General features: G+C 63.7%; 12 protein-coding genes and 1 tRNA gene. 6 read left to right on the plus strand and 7 right to left on the minus strand.

Features of this window, described 5'->3' with window-relative positions; genetic code table 11:
* The first annotated feature begins 178 nt into the window (after nucleotides 1-178).
* Both GGD66_RS09435 and GGD66_RS09440 read left to right on the plus strand, forming a co-directional pair.
* Nucleotides 179-520, plus strand: coding sequence for an H-NS family nucleoid-associated regulatory protein (locus GGD66_RS09435; RefSeq protein ID WP_183257491.1), 342 nt, complete (start codon nucleotides 179-181; stop codon nucleotides 518-520).
* Nucleotides 521-1,499: 979 nt separating this feature from the next.
* Nucleotides 1,500-1,736, plus strand: coding sequence for a hypothetical protein (locus tag GGD66_RS09440; protein ID WP_018318142.1), 237 nt, complete (start codon nucleotides 1,500-1,502; stop codon nucleotides 1,734-1,736).
* A gap of 130 nt (nucleotides 1,737-1,866) precedes the next feature.
* Here GGD66_RS09440 and GGD66_RS09445 read toward each other — a convergent pair.
* The 5 genes from GGD66_RS09445 to GGD66_RS09465 all read right to left on the minus strand — a co-directional run bounded on the left by GGD66_RS09445 (nucleotide 1,867) and on the right by GGD66_RS09465 (nucleotide 7,533).
* Nucleotides 1,867-1,942, minus strand: a tRNA-Lys gene (locus tag GGD66_RS09445).
* 157 nt (nucleotides 1,943-2,099) lie between these two features.
* Complete coding sequence (locus tag GGD66_RS09450) at nucleotides 2,100-2,708, minus strand: Spy/CpxP family protein refolding chaperone (RefSeq protein ID WP_177236954.1); 609 nt, start codon at nucleotides 2,706-2,708, stop codon at nucleotides 2,100-2,102.
* Nucleotides 2,709-2,917: 209 nt separating this feature from the next.
* Nucleotides 2,918-3,922 (minus strand): TRAP transporter substrate-binding protein, encoded by a 1,005-nt coding sequence (locus GGD66_RS09455; RefSeq protein WP_183257492.1) that lies wholly within the window; start codon nucleotides 3,920-3,922, stop codon nucleotides 2,918-2,920.
* Between the two features lie 306 nt (nucleotides 3,923-4,228).
* Nucleotides 4,229-5,791, minus strand: coding sequence for a 2-isopropylmalate synthase (locus GGD66_RS09460; protein ID WP_018321622.1), 1,563 nt, complete (start codon nucleotides 5,789-5,791; stop codon nucleotides 4,229-4,231).
* Nucleotides 5,792-7,269: 1,478 nt separating this feature from the next.
* Nucleotides 7,270-7,533 carry a hypothetical protein gene (locus tag GGD66_RS09465; protein WP_049815127.1) on the minus strand — a complete coding sequence of 88 codons (264 nt, stop codon included), beginning with the start codon at nucleotides 7,531-7,533 and terminating at the stop codon, nucleotides 7,270-7,272.
* A 297-nt stretch (nucleotides 7,534-7,830) separates the two neighbouring features.
* Between GGD66_RS09465 and GGD66_RS09470 the strand changes: the two genes are divergently transcribed.
* The 4 genes from GGD66_RS09470 (at nucleotide 7,831) to GGD66_RS09485 (ending at nucleotide 14,767) form a co-directional block, all read left to right on the plus strand.
* A complete protein-coding gene (locus tag GGD66_RS09470) occupies nucleotides 7,831-9,078 on the plus strand; it encodes an SMP-30/gluconolactonase/LRE family protein (RefSeq protein WP_183230638.1) in 1,248 nt (415 codons plus the stop codon).
* A 370-nt stretch (nucleotides 9,079-9,448) separates the two neighbouring features.
* Nucleotides 9,449-10,633 (plus strand): hypothetical protein, encoded by a 1,185-nt coding sequence (locus GGD66_RS09475; protein WP_244550617.1) that lies wholly within the window; start codon nucleotides 9,449-9,451, stop codon nucleotides 10,631-10,633.
* 154 nt (nucleotides 10,634-10,787) lie between these two features.
* Nucleotides 10,788-13,298, plus strand: coding sequence for an excinuclease ABC subunit UvrA (gene uvrA, locus GGD66_RS09480; protein ID WP_183257493.1), 2,511 nt, complete (start codon nucleotides 10,788-10,790; stop codon nucleotides 13,296-13,298).
* A gap of 158 nt (nucleotides 13,299-13,456) precedes the next feature.
* Nucleotides 13,457-14,767, plus strand: coding sequence for an ABC transporter substrate-binding protein (locus GGD66_RS09485; protein WP_018322896.1), 1,311 nt, complete (start codon nucleotides 13,457-13,459; stop codon nucleotides 14,765-14,767).
* Between the two features lie 52 nt (nucleotides 14,768-14,819).
* Here the strand turns inward: GGD66_RS09485 and GGD66_RS09490 are convergent, their stop codons facing one another.
* Nucleotides 14,820-15,989 carry a Gfo/Idh/MocA family protein gene (locus GGD66_RS09490; protein ID WP_183257494.1) on the minus strand — a complete coding sequence of 390 codons (1,170 nt, stop codon included), beginning with the start codon at nucleotides 15,987-15,989 and terminating at the stop codon, nucleotides 14,820-14,822.
* A 43-nt stretch (nucleotides 15,990-16,032) separates the two neighbouring features.
* Nucleotides 16,033-16,347: a septal ring lytic transglycosylase RlpA family protein gene (locus GGD66_RS09495; RefSeq protein ID WP_092253266.1), complete on the minus strand. Its 315-nt coding sequence runs from the start codon at nucleotides 16,345-16,347 to the stop codon at nucleotides 16,033-16,035.
* Nucleotides 16,348-16,458 lie beyond the last annotated feature (111 nt).

Here is a 16,458-nt window from a genome sequence, read left to right on the forward strand (position 1 = left end):
GCTATCCCCTCGCGGCGAATTAAATACTGCGCCACGATATTACCACTGTCGCGCCTTTCTCCCTGCCACCTCTCGATTTAAATGTGGATTTCACGATCAATATTTAACTGACGGCTTGTCTGCTCCCGGATTCCCGACTTGTCTGCCTGGGCCTTCTGCCCAAGATTCGGATGGAGCCATGAACACCGCGCATTTTAATTCGCTCTCCGTTGACGAGCTCTGGATAATTCATCAAGAGGTCGCCGCCAAACTCACTCAGAAAATGTTGGTGCAAAAAGCGCATTTGGAGGAAAGGCTCCACAGGATTGCACTGGCCAACGAGGTCACGCGGCTCAATCGTAAGCGCCGCCGTCCATATCCGCCCGTTCGTCCTAAATATCGCAATCCGAAGAACCCAGCGGAGACATGGTCGGGTCGCGGCAGGCAGCCGCGATGGCTGCGTCCGCAGCTTCGAAGCGGCCGAGCTCTGGACGATTTTCTGATCGATCAGGCTTCAGCTCAAAAGCGGCAGACAAATTGAGCGCCGATTGCGGCATTTCGGGATGGGAATGCCGGCGCACCCTGGGGCTCTGAGCTTTTCACATCATCGTTTCAACGCGGGTCATAACCATGCTTGGAGGCATGGCCGTAGCGAGCGCACTTGCGATCTGGCTGATGGTTCTCGCTGAATCGCTCGGGGGCCCCGCGGCGCAGTGAAGACATCGACGAGAATCTCAAGCGCGCGATGGCCCACGTCTAGTCGTGGTGCCCTCTGAAGTGCCGCCTAACCGCATTCCACGCTCGAAGGATTGGAAGGAGGAGGACGAGGAAAAGAACTCTGATTGAAACCGGCGTCATCCCGCGCTGCAGGAGTGGTAGGTCGTGATCGTCCGAGCGACCGGCCGTCGTGTTGATCGTCACCGGAGATGGAGTTCCCGCTCGTCGAGTAGGTGCCGGTCTGCGCGAGGGCAGGACAGCGACAACGAACAGAACGTTCGCCAGTAGCCATATTCCCACAATGAGAAGGAAAGTACGCACGAGACGACCATCGTTGATCTAAAATCTGTCGAGCTTAATCCTGCCTCATACCCGGCACGCAGCCGGCAACACTGCGTTCGCGGACGGAGCCGCTTCAGCGCAGCCGGCACAATTTGGCATCCCCCGAGGCCGTTGGGCCCTGAGCGCTTCGCGAGCCTGCAGGATCGCTCGCAGCCTAGTCGGGCGCAACACTCGCGTCTGTGCGCTTTCGAACATTCATGCCCCTTCAGGTATGCTAGTGCTATGCGTCATCCGGCGAGAGCCGGACAGGGATGGCTCATCAGCCAGCGGCGTCCTCCAGCCCGCAACCCCTGAACAGGGGCATGGTCATAGAGCATGGCCTAAATATCGCAGCACGATGAGCGGCGAATTTGGCGGTCCGCCTAGAACCAATATCGAGTTTCGGCAGTTGACTCCCGGTGGATCCGAACAAGCAAACTGATTGTTCGGGCCGATAAAGTTTAAAAGCTAAGCCGGCACACATGAAGGACTTCCGACGACGTTTGGAAAAGGTCCGCGCTGACGCCAGAGAGTTTACGCTGATGAGTCAGCAGGCCACGGACATGGAAAAGCGTGAGCTGTTTAGGCGCTTGGCGGATGAGCTCGCCTTCGAGGCTCTCGAGCTCGAGCTAATCGTGAAGAAAAGTGAGCCACCTGATCCGAGCAACCCGCACGAGGTCGTGGAGTTTAAGCCACCCTCTGAGCGAAAGCGCGGCTGACGCGGAAGAGGTTAAGCCGGCCAGATCGTGCGTGCACGCCGTGTCCACCCCACACAAAGAACGTCGCACGAGACGCGCTTTGTTCTGTCGAAGAATTTAAAAAAGCCCTTGCGGGCCAATCTCTTAAGGATGGTGGGCGCACCAGGGCTCGAACCTGGGACCCGCTGATTAAGAGTCAGCTGCTCTACCAACTGAGCTATGCGCCCGAAAGGCGGTTAGTGCCTTGCGAGGTCGGTCGTTTAGCAAAGCGATCCGGGTCTGGCAAGCGATGCAATGAAGGTTTTTCCACAGTCCCCAGAAAGCGAAAAGCCGCTGGATTCCAGCGGCTTCTCCAGGGTTAATCGTCGCAGAATCCCGCCCCGTTCAGAGCCGGCCCTCGCGATCCCGGTCGGGGCCGCCGTCGCGGTCGAAACGGTCACGATGGAAGTGCTCCATGCCGCGCTCCATCATGCGGTCCATGCCGCGTTCCATGAAGTGGCGGTGCGGGCCGTCTTCGCCGCCGCCGAAGGGGCCGCGGTGGCGGGTCAGCACGGCGAGGCGCCGCTTCTGGCCCTCGTCCAGGGTCTTGTAGAGGGGGTCTGCGGCATCGGCGATCTTCTTCAGGGCCGCCGAGGTCGCGCCCATGTCCTCGGCGCGCTGGCGCAGGCGGGCGACCGGATCCTCCGGCCTGTCGGCGTCCTTGCCGGCATCGCCGGGGCCGGCATTCATCCGCGCATTGGCGCGGTCGATGCGCAGCTTGGCGAATTCGCGCACGGCAGCCTCGACCGGCGGCCACAGCTTCTCCTGGTCGGCGTTGAGCCTCAAGCCGGCATGGACGGCGGCGATCCGCGCGTCGACAAAAGCGGCGCGGTCTTCCGGGTTCATGCGGATGTGGCGGATGTGCTCCATCCACGGGCGATGATATTGCGCATAGACCGCGCCCGAGCCGGCGATGCTGAGCACGGCGATGGCGGCGATGGTGAACTTCTTCATCCGGACCTCCTCTGGAAGGATGTCCATGAAGATGGGCGCGACGCCGCTGACACGCAACTTACAACTTGGACAGGAAGCGGGCCCTTGCCAGGATTGTAACGCCCGATTTTACCTCCAGCCGCAATCGGAAATCATTCGCAACAAAAAGGCTTCCGTGCAGGCTGCACGGAAGCCTTCGTTCATCGTTCGAAACGATCGGTTCGTCGTGCTCAGTTCGTGGTGCTCTTGGCCTCTTTAAGGAATTCGTCGATCAGCGGCTGGCCGACGCGGCCGGCGGCGTCCTTGTAGACCGGCTCCATCGCCTTGCGCATCGCCTCGTCCTGCTCGGCCGTGAGCTTGATGATCTCGCTCTTGCCGCTCTTCTTGATCTCGGCGAGCGCGTCGTCGTTTTCCTTCTGCGACTGCGCGTTGCTGAAGTCGGTCGCTTCCTTCATCGCCTTGGTGAGCAGGTCGCGGATGTCGGCCGGCAGATCGTCCCAGAACTTCTTGTTCACGATCACGACGTAGCCGATGTAGCCGTGATTGGTCTCGGTGATGTACTTCTGCACCTCGTGCATCTTCTGGGTATAGATGTTCGACCAGGTGTTCTCCTGGCCGTCGACCACGCCGGTCTGGAGCGCCTGGTAGACTTCCGAGAACGCCATCACCTGCGGCAGCGAGCTGAGCGCCTTGAACTGGGCCTGCAGCACGCGCGAGGACTGGATGCGGAACTTGACGCCCTGATAGTCGGCGGGCGTGATCAGCTTCTTATTGGCGCTCATCTGCTTGAAGCCGTTGTCCCAATAGGCAAGGCCGGTGATGCCCTTGGCATCCAGCAGCTTGAGCAACCGCGTGCCGAGCGGGCCTTCCGTCACCTTCCTCAGCGTCTTCAGGTCGGGCAGGATGTAGGGCAGATCGAACACCTCGAACTCGCGGATGCCGAGCGGTCCGAACTTGGAGTTGGACGGCGCCAGCATCTGCACGCTGCCGAGCTGCAGCGCCTCGAGCTCTTCCTTGTCCTTGTACAGCGTCGAGTTCGGATAGACCTCGACCTTGACCTTGCCGCCGGTGTACTTCTCGGCGAGCTCCTTGAACTTCTCCGCCCCCTTGCCCTTCGGCGTGTCGGTGGCGACGACGTGGCTGAACTTGATGATGATCGGCGATTGCGCCGATGCCGGCCCGGCAAGTCCGAGTGCCAGTGCCGCGATGGACGCGGCGATCGCGAAGGTGCGCATAGTCTCTCCCTGTTATTATCTAGGCAGCCCGGCGCGCGGGCGGCCAATCCTTATGCCGACAGCATCAATAGCGGCTGGGAGACGCAGCCGCTATTGGCCCTTAGCAGGGCAGGTATTCATGGTGAATGCTGCACACGCCGCTGCGCCCCCCTCGCCCGCTTGCGGGAGAGGGTTGGGAGAGGGTGCCTTCGCAACGGGACAGCCTGTGCCGAGAGAACCCTCACCCGCCACGCACGGGACGATGCTTCGCATCGCCCGGAGCGTGTCGGCCTCTCCCGCAAGCGGGAGAGGCGAAGGCAAGCGGCGTCAGCTCGCAGCCGCCGTCGTCACATTGTCGCGCTGGCGCTTCATGACGATCTTGTTGAGCGCGCCGAGATAGGCCTTGGCCGAGGCCACCAGCGTGTCCGGATCCGCCGCGCGCGCGGTCATCGCGCGTCCCTCCTGCGACAGCCGCACCGACACCTCCGCCTGCGCGTCGGTGCCTTCGGTGACGGCGTGGACCTGATAGAGCTCGAGCTTGGCCTCGTGCGGCACCAGGCGCTTGATGCAGTTGAACACGGCGTCGACCGGACCGTTGCCCTCGGCCTCCTCGATCTTGATCTGGCCGTCGACGTCGAGCTTCATGGTCGCGCGCTGCGGGCCATGGGTGCCGGCGATCACGGTGAGCGAGGTCAACTTGATGCGGTCGTGCGAGGCCGCCATCTCCTCGTCGACCAGCGCCTCGATGTCCTCGTCGTAGATGTCCTTCTTGCGGTCGGCCAGCGCCTTCATCCGCGTGAACGCATCTTCCAGCTGGTTCGGGCCGAGCTTGTAGCCCATCTCCTCCAGCTTGTGCACGAAGGCGTGGCGGCCGGAATGCTTGCCGAGCACCAGCGAGGACTGCTTCAGGCCGACCATTTCGGGCCGCATGATCTCGTAAGTCGAGGCGTCCTTCAGCACGCCGTCCTGGTGGATGCCGCTCTCATGCGCGAACGCATTCCGGCCGACGATCGCCTTATTATACTGCACCGGGAACGAGGTCGCTGCCGACACCACCTTGGAGGCGCGGGTGAGCTGGGTGGTGTCGATCTTGTTCCAGTACGGAAATTTGTCGTTGCGGACATTGATCGCCATCACGATCTCTTCGAGCGCCGCGTTGCCGGCGCGCTCGCCGATGCCGTTGACGGTGCACTCGACCTGGCGCGCGCCGCCGACGATGCCGGCCAGCGAATTCGCCACGGCCATGCCGAGGTCGTTATGGCAGTGCACGGAGAACACGGCCTTGTCCGAGTTCGGCACGCGCTCGATCAGCGTCTTCATGAAGTGGGTGTATTCCTCCGGCACCGTGTAGCCGACGGTATCGGGAATGTTCACCGTGGTGGCGCCGGCCTTGATCACGGCCTCGACGATCCGGCACAGGAAATCCATCTCGCTGCGGGTGCCGTCCTCGGCCGACCATTCGACGTCGTCGATCTGGTTGCGGGCGCGGGCGACCATCGCGACCGAGGTCTCGAGCACTTCTTCCGGCGTCTTGTTCAACTTCACCCGCATGTGCAACGGCGAGGTCGCGATCACGGTGTGGACGCGGCCGCGCTTGGCGAACTTGACCGCCTCGGCGCAGCGGTCGATGTCGGCCGGGTGGGCGCGCGACAGGCCGGCGATGACGGCATTCTTCGAGCGACGGGCGATCTCGCTCACAGCTTCGAAGTCACCTTGCGAGGTAATCGGGAAGCCGGCTTCGATGACGTCGACGCCCATATCGTCCAGCAGCTCGGCGACCTCGAGCTTCTCCTCGAAGGTCATGGTGGCGCCGGGGCACTGCTCGCCGTCGCGCAAGGTGGTGTCGAAAATGATGACGCGGTCCTTGTCGGACTTGTTCGCGGTGGCCATTGCAAATTTCCTTTTGAGCTTTTGCGCCGTCAGTCTGCTGGGCGCTTGAGGTGTCCGGTGATCTCGACCAACCCCTGAGCGCCCAGGCGCGTCGCGCCCAGCCGGCCCTCAGGGGCAAGTAAGAAGGAGGCCGCCAATAAGGAGGGTGGGCAGCAGCGCGGCCGGGATCGTGGCGGCGGCCAGAGCCACCTCCCCCGAAATCCCATCGATTTGGCCGCGAATCAGCATTGCCAGACCCTTTTGAGCCCCAAATCCTCGGTCAAAACCATTGACGGTTGGTTGCCGGGAGGCTCAGTGACCCGTTTCTAGACGAGAAATAGCAGCAACTGCAACGCCAAAAGATGGTCAGGTAGCCTGACCTGGTTGCGCCGATCTCGTGTCCCGGACGCGTTGTAACGCACTTGCGTTGCTGCGCAGAGCCGGGACCCAAGGGCGGCACGGCGCGATGCGGATGGAGCCCCGGCTCTGCAGCGCGCCGTCGAACCGGACGATGCTTCGCATGCCGCGGACGCTGCGCGGCATCCGGGGCACGAGAGCGGAGCGTGGCGCACGCTGTCTCCACTTATCATTGCGATGCTCCAGTGCACATCCCAGCGGCAGTGCCGTAGGGTGGGCAAAGGCGCATAGCGCCGTGCCCACGATCTCTGTCCATAAGCAACAAGGCGTGGGCACGCTGCGCTTTGCCCACCCTACGAGATCTGGTTTGTGGCACGTAGCTCAACTCGCAGACACGCCTCTTCCGCCTCGCGGCTTCATTCGCCCGAGCTTTGCTTGGTCTCGCGACCCTCTAAATCCAAGAGGGCGCAGGGAAGGCCGGGTGCCGGCTCGCACCCGCGGTCTGCTGCGCGAAATGCACACGCAGGAAGAACCGCACAGCAGCATACAGGTGGTGCCGATCACTCGGCCTTCCCTGCGCGATGGTTGGACGGCTTATGCCGTGATCTCCCGGGAGCCGACCATTCCTTCTGGCCTCCCTCGCCCCGCGAATTTGGATGATGCAGTCTGCCCGGTTGGGCTCGCTCGCACCTTCGCAAGCACTTGACCGTAGCAACGACGGCCAGGACCACACGGTTTTGCCGTACGCACGGCCCGCCATTTCGCCGCAGTTTTCCCGAGCCCTGTCGACGGAGCCGGAAACTTACAGACGAGACGAAGCCTGGCAGCGCCGTCGTCCGCACGAAGCCTCGGGCTCACAGGGACTACCCGCCCTGCCCGCACCTCTCATGCCGACGCTGCCGCGTCCACCGCAACCCCGGCTCGCGACAGTGACGACACATAGTCGCCCCTCTTGGGTGAGCCGGGATGGGCAAACACATACGCCGAAACCGAATTTCGGTAAAGTGGAATATTTTCGCGCGCTTGGATTGACAGAGCGCGACACAGGCTCTCGGCGCCGTAGCCCGGATGGAGCGACTTGTCCGCCGTCGCTCTTCGAGCTATGGCGGACAAGTCGCTTCATCCGGGCTACGAACTTCGCCCTATCCCGCGCGGCGGGCGCGGGCTCTGCTTTCCCAGCGGTCGAGCATCTGGCCGAGCTCGCCGTTGACCACGGGGACCGCCGTGATGGCGCTCGCGATCTCGTTGGTGTTGGCGGGCGCGTTGGCGGGAAGCCAATCCGGCTCGGTGTATTCGCGCCAGCGGCGTGCTTCGGCGCGTCGCTTGCTGGAGATGTAGTCACGCGTGAAATAGCCGGCCGCGAACGCGATTCCCAGCAACACGATCAATACGATGACGCCAGCCACAATCAACTCCGTCCATGCCCCCGCACGGGTTCTGCGTGGCAATCAGCGCGAAATCAAGGCTTGAACTGCGCCGAACGGGCGGACTGCCGCGCTTTGCCGCAAGCAAATTTTTGCTTCGATCCGCGGAACATTTTCGCGCCTTGCAAACGGCACAAGGCGGACGCGAAGTGCATTCGAATATGACGGGATTGCGGCCTGCGCGAATCCGATTCCACCCTCGCAACCGGCGCCGGACCGCATTAACCTCCGGTTGCTCGGCCGGATCAACCGGTCAGCGAACATCATTGGGAGGACGCGATGACACGCCAAGAGGCTCGTGACCACACGGCTCGTGACCACGAGCAGCGTGACCAGGATGCTGCGCTTTCACGACGAACGCTTGTCCGGGGGCTTGCGCTTGGCGCCGCGGCCACCGTCGCCGGCCCCGCTCTGGCCCAGACCGGACCCGCCGCACCGCCGACCACCATCACCACCCCGCCGCGCGATTTCGGCCCCCACGGCGCGCCGACCACTTATTTCTGGGACCCCGACATCATCGCGGTCGATCCCTCCTTCAACGATCTCGCCCAGCCCAACACCGCGATCAAGCGCCTGTACACCGGCCTGCTGTGGGCCGAGGGCCCGGCGTGGAGCGCGCAAGGAAGGTATCTGTTGTGGAGCGACATTCCCAACAACCGGCAGATGCGCTGGAGCGAGGATGACGGCCGCGTCAGCGTGTTTCGCACACCGTCCAACAATTCCAACGGCAACTCCTTCGACTTCCAGGGCCGCCAGCTCTCCTGCGAGCATTTGACCCGCCGGGTGACGCGCTACGAGCATGACGGCACCGCCACCGTGCTCGCGGACTCCTATCAAGGCAAGAAGCTGAACTCGCCGAACGACATCGCCGCGCATCCCGACGGCAGTTACTGGTTCACCGATCCGCCCTATGGCGGCCAGCTCTACGAAGGCGAGCCGGATGCCGCGGGCGGCCCGAGCAATGCGGGCGGCAAGCTCAATCCGCGGATCGGACAGCCGGCCGGTTTCCAGCCGGGCAAGCGCGAGCTGCCGACCAATTGCTATCGCATCGACCCTTCCGGCCGCATCGACCTCGTCGTTACCGAGGAGCAGGTCCCCGATCCGAACGGACTGTGCTTCTCGCCGGATTACAAGAAGCTCTACGTCGCCTCGACCGGCAAAGGGCCGGGCGACACCGGCCCGGGCGGCAAGGGCGAGATCTTCGTGTTCGACGTCGGCGGCGACAACAAGCTCTCCAACCCCAAGAAGTTCAGCGATTGCGTGATCGACGGCGTGAAGTGCGGGCCGGACGGCGTGCGCTGCGACGTCAACGGCAATGTCTGGGCTTCGAGCAATGCCGGCCGCGCCGTCGGCTACAGCGGCGTGACGGTGTGGTCGCCGGAGGGCAAGCTGCTCGGCCGCATCCGCCTGCCGGAGGTCTGCGGCAACATCACCTTCGGCGGCCCCAAGCGCAACCGCCTGTTCATGGCCGCGAGCCAGTCGCTCTACGCGGTGTTCACGGCAACGCAGGGCGCCGGGCCGGGCTGAGCCGAGAGCGCTGCATCCTGCAGGCTTGCAGCGCTCTCGTAGGGTGGGCAAAGCGAAGCGTGCCCACGATCCCCTTGATACGGAACGAGATGGTGGGCACGGCGCTTTGCGCCTTTGCCCACCCTACGGCACTGCTTTCTGCGGCACGATCTGCGGATCGATCGCCGTAAATACCCCTTCGCTTGTGCGTTTCATGACAGCTTAACGACGCGCCCGCTCCGGCGGTTCCGCGGCCGCAATCAAGCTCCATCGCGGGCCAATCTCCGCCATCAAACCAAAGATGATGTGTGACGCGGCAGGGCCGCAGCGCGGTGCGCAGGCATGTCGCTTCGCCTCCGTCCGCGCCGGACAAGAAATTGGGAGTTGCACGATGCGCCGTATGCCAAACGACACGATCATCGTCAGCGTTGGAAGCCAGGAGCTCGTGATCGCGTTCGGAGACCCCGGTCTACCGGTCGACGGCCATGGCGGTAACGACATCATGATCGCAACAGTCGATGACGGGCCCAGTAGCCTGCTGTTTGTCGGCGACGAGTCGATCCTGGAAGGCCAATCGCATGGCGGCAATGACCTTCTCGTCGCGACGATCCAGGGCCGCTTGCCCTATACGACCTTTGACGGCGACGCGCAGATCATGTCCGGCCAAGCCCGCGGCGGCAACGATTTGCTGCATGTCGAGGCCTCGAATGCGATCTATGCGAGCGTCTATCTCTCAGGCGACGCCGAAATCGCCATGACCGGGGATGCCAAGGGCGGCAATGACCTCATCAAGGCAGAGATGGGCGACAGATCGTATGGTGCGTTCAGCGGCGATTCCGGATCGCTCATGAGCGGCAACTCCCAAGGCGGCAACGACATCGTCAGCGTGGTCCAGGCTGGCGCCTCTGGCAACATATCGATGTCAGGTGATGCCTTGGTGTCCATGATCGGCGATGCACGCGGCGGCAATGACATCCTCATCTATACGGCCGGCGACGATGCGCGGTCCGGCGGCGCATCACTGCTCGGCGATAGCGGCTACATGAGCGACAATGCCCGTGGCGGGGACGACATCCTGATCGCAGCCGTCGACGGCAATCCCAATTCGACCTCCATCGCGCTCGTCGGCGATGGCTCGCAGATGTCCGGCAACGCACAGGGTGGCAATGATATTCTCTACGGGAGCGATCGCGGCGATTGGCTCTATGGCGATGCACGAGCCTACAACCCGTTCGTAGGCGGCTCGATCACCGGCGGCAGGGATCTGCTGAACGGCGGAGGCGGCAACGATCAGCTCTGGGGCGGACCGAGCAACGATCTGTTCGTGTTCGGGGCAGGCTCGGGCCAGGACGTGATCAACGATTTCGATCAGGGCAACAAGGCGGCGGGCAGCACGATACTCGAGCAGGACGTGATCGATGTGCGGGCCTATGGCTTTGCGGACTGGGGCGCGCTGAAGAGCCTGATCAGCGATGACAGCGCCGGCAATGCGGTGATCCAGCTGACGGCCAACGACACCATCACGCTGGATGGCATCCATGCCGCCGATCTCAACGCCAGGGATTTCATGGTCTGAGGCGCGGCTTGCCGCCGCGACCCAAATCCCTCGCAAGGCCCTTCACTGTCATCGCGGCGGGCCTTGGCTTTGTGCAGAACGCAGAGGCCCACTGGCCTCGAAGGACCCATCCTGCGATCTTGCCGTTAATTCCGACGCGGCATGGAGAAGCAAGATGGACGATCGACCAAGACGACCCGACAGCCTGATGCAGGACGACGGCTTCGTCCGGGTGCGCGGCGCGCGCGAGCACAATCTAAGGAACGTCGACGTTCGCATTCCCCGCAACGCGCTCGTCGTATTCACGGGCGTGTCGGGCTCCGGGAAATCCTCGCTTGCCTTTGGAACGATCTACGCCGAGGCGCAGCGGCGCTATCTGGAGTCGGTGTCGCCCTACGCGCGGCGGCTGTTCCACCAGATGCAAGTCCCCGAGGTCGACGACATCGAGGGCCTGCCGCCCGCCGTCGCGCTCCAGCAGCAACGCGGGGCGCCGACGACAAGGTCATCCGTCGGCAGCGTCACCACCATCTCGAACCTGCTGAGGATGCTCTATTCCCGCGCCGGCGATTATCCGCGGGGACAGCCGATGCTCTATGCGGAGGCGTTCTCGCCGAACACGCCCGAGGGGGCGTGCCCGACCTGCCACGGCATCGGCAGGATGCTCGACGTTACCGAGAAGTCCATGGTGCCCGACGACACCAGGACGATCCGCGAGCGCGCCGTCGCGGCCTGGCCGAGTGCCTGGCAAGGGCAGAACCTCCGGGACATCCTGACGACGCTCGGCTACGACGTCGACAAGCCCTGGCGCGAGCTGCCGAAAAAGGACCGCGACTGGATCCTGTTCACCGAGGAGCAGCCGACCGTTCCTGTTTATGCCGGCTACGACGCCGCTGAGGTCAAACGCGCGCTGCGCCGCAAGGAGGAGCCGAGCTACCAGGGCACGTTCACCGGCGCGAAGCGCTACGTGATGCAGACCTACGCCAAGTCCGAGAGCGCGATGATGAAGCGCCGTGTCGCGCAATTCATGATCACGCGGGATTGCCCGACCTGCCACGGCACCCGGCTCAAGCCCGAGGCGCTCAAGGTCAGGTTCGCCGGGCTCAATATCGCCGAGATGTCGCATTTGCCGCTCAAGCAGCTGCAGGAGCTGGTCAAGCCGTTCGCAAAGACTTCGACGGACAGATCGGAAAAGACCGTCGTCGCCAGGCGCATCTGCGAGGATCTGTCGGCGCGCCTCGCCGTTCTGCTCGACCTCGGCCTTGGCTATCTCGCCTGCGAGCGCAGCACGCCGACGCTGTCGCCGGGCGAATTGCAACGGCTGCGCCTTGCGACGCAGGTTCGTTCGAACCTGTTCGGCGTCGTCTACGTGCTCGACGAGCCGTCCGCGGGCCTGCATCCCGCCGACACCGAGGCGCTGCTGCGGGCGCTGGACCGGCTGAAGCACGCCGGCAACTCGATCTTCGTGGTCGAGCACGAGATCGAAGTGATCAGGCATGCCGACTGGCTGGTGGATGTCGGGCCTGACGCGGGCGACGGCGGCGGGCTCATCCTCTACAGCGGGCCGCCGGCAGAGCTCGGTCAGATCGAGCAATCGCGCACCGCCCACTATCTCGCGCATCCCCGCAAGAAGCTGCCGACGACCCGTCGCGAGCCGAAGGGCCACCTGAAGGTCAGGGGCGTCGCCCGCAATAATCTTCGCGGTCTCGACGTCGATATCCCGCTGGGTGTCCTCGCCAGCATCACCGGCGTGTCGGGCTCCGGCAAATCGAGCCTGATCAGCCAATTCCTCGTCGAGGCCGTCGCCGGGCATCTCGGCCATACGCTCGCGGACGAAGCGGACGACGACAGCCTCGCCGCAAGGGTCGAGACCTTGGGCGGCAAGATTGTTGCCGGCCTCGACCGGATCGGCCGCCTCGTCGTGGTGGACCAGAAGCCGATCGGCCGCACGCCGCGGTCCAACCTTGCGACCTATACCGGCCTGTTCGACCATGTGCGGCGGATGTTCGCGGCAACGCCGCAGGCAAAGTCCCGCCGCTACGACGCGGGACGCTTCTCGTTCAATGTCGCGAAAGGCCGATGTGCGACTTGCGAGGGCGAGGGCTTCGTCTGTGTCGAGCTCTTGTTCCTGCCCAGCGTCTACGCGCCCTGCCCGACCTGCAAAGGCGCCCGCTACAACGACAAGACGCTCGAGGTGACAATCCGCGGCAAATCCATCGCCGACGTGCTGGCGATGCGCGTCGACGAGGCCTTCGAGTTCTTCGAGGGCGATGCCGCGCTGAACCGGTCGCTCTCGGTGGTGCGCGAGGTCGGTCTCGGCTATATCCGCCTCGGCCAGTCCGCCACCGAATTGTCCGGTGGCGAAGCCCAGCGGATCAAGCTGGCGACCGAGCTGATGCGTCCGCAACGCGGCCATACGCTCTATGTGCTGGACGAACCGACCACAGGGCTGCATCCGCGGGATGTCGAGCGGCTGATCGCCCAACTCGACCGGATCGTGGACGCCGGCAACAGCGTGGTCGTGGTCGAGCATGACATGGACGTCGTCTCTCACAGCGACTGGATCATCGATCTCGGCCCCGGCGCCGGCGACGAGGGCGGACGCATCGTCGCATCGGGGACACCGGATCAGGTTGCCAAGGCCAGCGGAAAGACCGCGCATTATCTGGCGCGGCGCTTGAAGCAGTAGCGCTCGGTCTCGCCGGACCTCACCGTCATTTCGCAATTGCGTTCTATGGCGCAGCTGACAGACCCGACTTTCGCCATGTTGACTTTCCGCTGTCCCGCTCCCCATACTTCGCAAAAAAATAACAACCAGTCATAAGAACGGTTTTGAGGGAGGATAGGATGCCGACTTCACGCAGGCAGCTGCTGAAGGGTACGGCGGCTGCCGCCGCCACACTCAGCCTCGATTGGACCAGGGCCCAGGCGCAGGCCGAGAATTTACGCATCGGCCTGATCTACGACCTCACCGGCCCGTTCGCCGCCGGCGGCTCGGTCGCCTCCTCGGTCGGCGCGCAGATCGCCATCGACCTCGTCAACGAGAAGGGCGGCATCGGCGGCAAGACCAAGATCGTGCCGGTTGCGGCGGACTCGCAGAGCAAGGCGGATGTTGCCATCAACGAGGCCGAGCGGCTGATCAGCCAGGAAAAGATCGACATCATCAACGGCGTCTATTCCAGCGCGCATGCGGTGCCGATGGCGGCGAAGGTCGAGCAGCAGAAGAAGATCCTCTGGATCACGACTGCGGTCTCGACCGCCGTGTTCAAGGACAAGAATTTGCAATACGTGTTTCGCGCGCAGATCCATTCCGACCAGTACGGCCAGGCCTTTGCCGGCTTCATCGCCGAGCATGCGAAAGCCAAGCTCGGCATGGAGGCGAAGGACGTCAAGGTCGCGCTGATCCACGAGGACGGCCCCTATGGCGTCGGCGTCGCCGCGGCCGACGAGGCCTATGCCAAGCAGGCCGGCATTCAGGTCGTGCTGCGCGAAGGCTATTCGGCGTCCGCTCCCGACCTCTCGGTGCTCGTGACCAAGATCAAGCGCGCCAAGGCCGACGTGATCTCGCATGCCGGCTACAACCCCGATATCACTTTGTTCCTGCGCCAGGCCCGCGAGAGCGGATTGCGCTTCAAGATGCTGTTCGGTGCCGGCGCCGGCTACAGCCAGCTCGACAAGCTGCGCGCCACCTTCGGTCCCGACATCGACAATTTCTGCAACATCGACCCGGTGCCGGCGCAGCTGCTCGATGCGGCAAAACTCGCGCCGGGCATGGGCGAGCTGATCAAGACCATGGTCTCGCGCTACCAGGCCAAGACCGGCGCCACCGACGTGCCGCCGCACTGCTCGATGGGATTCAACCAGACCTGGGTGCTGCTCAACAACGTGCTGCCGGTGGCCAAGGAGAAGTACGGCAGCTTCGAGCCGGAGGCGATCCGCAAGGCCGCGCTCGACGTCGACATTCCCGCCGGCGGCACCATCCAGGGCTATGGCGTGAAGTTCTTCCCGCCGGGCACGCCGCTGTCCGGCCAGAACGAGCGCTCGACGCCGGTGGTGATGCAGAACGCCGGCGAGCACATCTCGGTGGTGTGGCCGACCAATATCAGGACGCAAGACCCGGTATTCCCGCTGCCGAAGGGATCGACCTACGGGACGTAGGGGCGGCTTGCTCCCACCCTCCCCCTCCAGGGGAGGGTAAGAGAAGCGTGCCCTACAACACCACCCTCCGCCCCTCCTCCGCGGCCCAGTACCCTGCGTAGTTCACCTTGATCGTCTCATAGGCCAGCGCGAGGTCTGACAGCGGCTGCCGGCTAGTCGCCACGCATTCCATGAAGTCCTGGATTTCCTGAAGATAGCCGCGCGTCCATTCCTCCTCGAGGCAGACATATTGCCAGCCGGTTTTGCGATCGACCTTCTCGGTGATGTAGACGCTGGCGAGCTTCTCCTCGGAGGTCTGGTAGCTCATCAGATGATTGTTCGGGGTGATGTTGGCGAACAGCGAGCCGCCTGACGTATACGTCTCGACCAGATTGCGCACGCCGCCCATGATCATGTCGCCGGAGAACACGGTGGCCTTGGTGCCGTCCGAGAACGTCGCCGTCAGCGTGCCCCAGTCCTCGACGTCGACGGGATTGGCCTTGATGTAGGTGCGTTCCTCCGGCTTGAGGCCCGCTGTGACGTTGCCGACATCGCCGGTGACGCTTGCAACGCGGATAGTCTCGCCGCGCGCCTTGGCTTCGACCTGCTTGAGATAGAGCACGGCCGAGAGCGGATGGCAGCCCATGCGGATCAGCGAGCCGCCGCCGGTCATCGCCCATTGCGCGGCGTGGGCCGCGTGCGAGCCGGAATGGCTCTCCTCGCCCTTCATGAAGAGGATCTTGTCCTTGGTCGCCTTGATGATCTCCGCAGTCTTGGTCACCGCGGGCGCGTAGATCCAGTCCTCGGCATACATGAAGAGCTTTCCGGTGCGCTCGATCGCGGCGCGCGTCTTGTCCATCTCCTCCAGCACGCGCTCATACATCAGCGCCTTCGGCACGTGCTTGCCGATCGGCTGCTTGTCGCCGTCGCGGCCGAAATAGCCAGCGAACGGCTTTTCGCAAATGACATGCTTGCCGGCCTGCATCGCCCCGACGATCATTTCGGCATGAAGGTTAGGCGGGGTGCAGATGTCGACGACGTCGATCTCGCGGTCGGCGATCAGATCGGCAAAGCTGCGATAGACGCGCGGGATGTTGTGACGGCCGGCGAATTCGACGACGTGGTCGCCGCGCGCGGCCACCGCCGTGACCTCGACGTCCACGCCATAGACGCGCCGGAACGCATACATATGCAGCTCCGACACGAAGCCGCAGCCGACGAGTCCGACCCTGATCCCAACCATAGTGCCCCCTTGCTTTGGGCGGCACTATAGCGCGCTGGCCGGCCTATTCCACGGAGACTCGCACCACGCCGGCGCTCATCATCCCGAGCGCGCGGGCGGCCGGCACCGAGAGGTCGACGATACGGCCGCGGATGAACGGGCCGCGATCGTTGACGCGACACTGGATCGTGCGGCTGCCATAGGAAACCCTCAGCACGCTGCCGAACGGGCGCGTCCGGTGCGCGCAGGTGAGCTCGCCGCCTTTGCCGGCTTTTGCGTAGCCGTAGTACGAGGCGAGCCCGCTTTCGGCATATGCAACAGAAAATGGTGAAAACGAAAAAATGGCCAGACAGAGGAATAGCGTGGTTTGCGCTTGCACGGCACCGCTCCAGGTTGGCCACACCCGGCGCTGCAAACGTCGCTTTGTTCCCTAAGGTTCCCAACTCACGGCGCGCAAGGAGCGACCGTGCCATCACACATTGTTACTTTC

This window comes from Bradyrhizobium sp. CIR48 (genome assembly GCF_014198315.1).
In the GTDB taxonomy this organism is placed as follows: Bacteria; Pseudomonadota; Alphaproteobacteria; order Rhizobiales; family Xanthobacteraceae; genus Bradyrhizobium.